Raw genomic sequence first — 1,685 nt, 5'->3', positions numbered from 1 at the left:
GCCGATATCAGAACCGTTACCTACAACCACACCTGCAGAGATACGACCTTCAACCATGCTTACGCCAGTTGTACCAGCATTGAAGTTGATGAAACCTTCGTGCATTACTGTTGTGCCTTCGCCTACGTGTGCGCCAAGACGAACACGAGAAGTGTCAGCAATACGAATGCCTGTTGGTACTACGTAGTCCACCATTTTAGGGAACTTGTCTACGCAATCTACAGACAGAGCACGACCCGCTAGGCGAGCTTCGATTTGACGCTCAGCCAGCTCAGGAAGATCGATAGGGCCTTCGTTAGTCCATGCGATGTTGTGCAGTAGACCGAAGATACCATCTAGTACCGTACCGTGTGGTTGAACTAGGCGGTTAGAGATCAGTTGCAGCTTAAGGAAGCCTTCAGCAACTGATGCTGGCTTCTCGTCAGTCGCAAGAACAACAAGAACAAGAGGTTGCTCAGATGCTGCTGCTTTTTCTGCGAAAGATGCGTTTGCTGCATCGTCGTTTGCTGCGAATGCTTTCGCGAGTTCTGCGCTTTGTGCTGCAGAGATTTCGATAGCTTGGTTGCCTTCAGTGTAACCTGCAACTTCACCAACAGCCGCAACAAGAGCGTCGCTTGGGTTTAGAAGTGGGTTAGGGAAGAACGCTTCAATGATTTTATTGTCGCGGTTTTTGGTTGCCGTACCGAAGGCTAGTGAAAAGTAAGCCATGTTGAATCTCCATGTGTTGAGTCTTGATTTTGCTATTTCATAACAGCGGCTCGAATAACAAGCGCTGCCGTTAGCAAAGTTAATTTAATTGCGTTCATCATAAAGAGAGCGCCCTCGTTATGAAAGGGCGCATCGGGATAAAGTCTGTAAAATGATATTGCTTGTCTTTCTGGAGATAGTTTTCTGCAATGAGAAAATGATGCAATTCAACAAAATTTGATATCAAAGTTAGATAACCAACGTTCTTTAAATGAACAACACTCTTTAGATAAATAGCGCTTTATAAGCCTGCTCAATCCCTTCAATCAACATCTGCATACCGATAACGGCGAGTATTAAACCCATCATTCGGGTTATCACGTTCAATGCACTTGGTCCGACAGCTTTAACAAATCGCTCGCCGAATACAAATAAGACATAGGTTAGGGTACATAGTAGGCCGAAAGCGACGATGGTTATGATGGTTTCATAGACCCCCTCGGTACTGGCAAAGTTCATCGCAGTGGCAATGGTGCCGGGGCCAGCGAGAATTGGCATTGCAAGTGGTGAGACGGCGATACTTAGAGCTGCGTCTTTCTGGGCGTCTGAGTTCACTTTCTCTTTTGCTTTGGCGTGTGTTGAATCGCCTTGCAGCATGTGGAAGCCAATCAAAAAGACCAAAATGCCGCCTGTGATGCGAAGTGCGTAAAGTGTGATACCAAATAGGTCAAAGATCAGTTTGCCAGAGAGTGCAAAAGTACTGACGATGATGAATGCGATAAACACTGAACGGAAAGCGATAGATTTAACGGTTTCCCTGTCATTGTCACCGGTTAATCCAAGAAAAATTGGCGTATTAGCGATTGGGTTCATGATGGCAAAAAAGCCCATGAACACAGTAATGGTATGAATGATGAGCTCTTTCATATTATTCCTTTGAAAAGATGCAGTTAAATACAAATAATTATTAGAAATAGATAGTACAGTAAGTGTGAATA

Annotated in this window: 2 protein-coding genes; both read right to left on the bottom strand. The window is 44.7% G+C overall.

Features of this window, described 5'->3' with window-relative positions:
* On the bottom strand, window positions 1-708 hold a 708-nt coding region (locus AB4653_RS13895; protein WP_372104458.1), incomplete at its 3' end, for a 2,3,4,5-tetrahydropyridine-2,6-dicarboxylate N-succinyltransferase.
* A 264-nt stretch (window positions 709-972) separates the two neighbouring features.
* Window positions 973-1,614 (bottom strand): MarC family protein, encoded by a 642-nt coding sequence (locus tag AB4653_RS13890; RefSeq protein WP_009848347.1) that lies wholly within the window; start codon window positions 1,612-1,614, stop codon window positions 973-975.
* Window positions 1,615-1,685: the final 71 nt, after the last annotated feature.

It is taken from the genome of Vibrio sp. 10N.222.48.A3, assembly GCF_041475345.1.
Classification (GTDB): Bacteria; Pseudomonadota; Gammaproteobacteria; order Enterobacterales; family Vibrionaceae; genus Vibrio; species Vibrio tasmaniensis_A.
The sequence above is the reverse complement of the archived record's forward strand: the minus strand, read 5'-3'. Positions and strand labels throughout refer to the sequence as shown.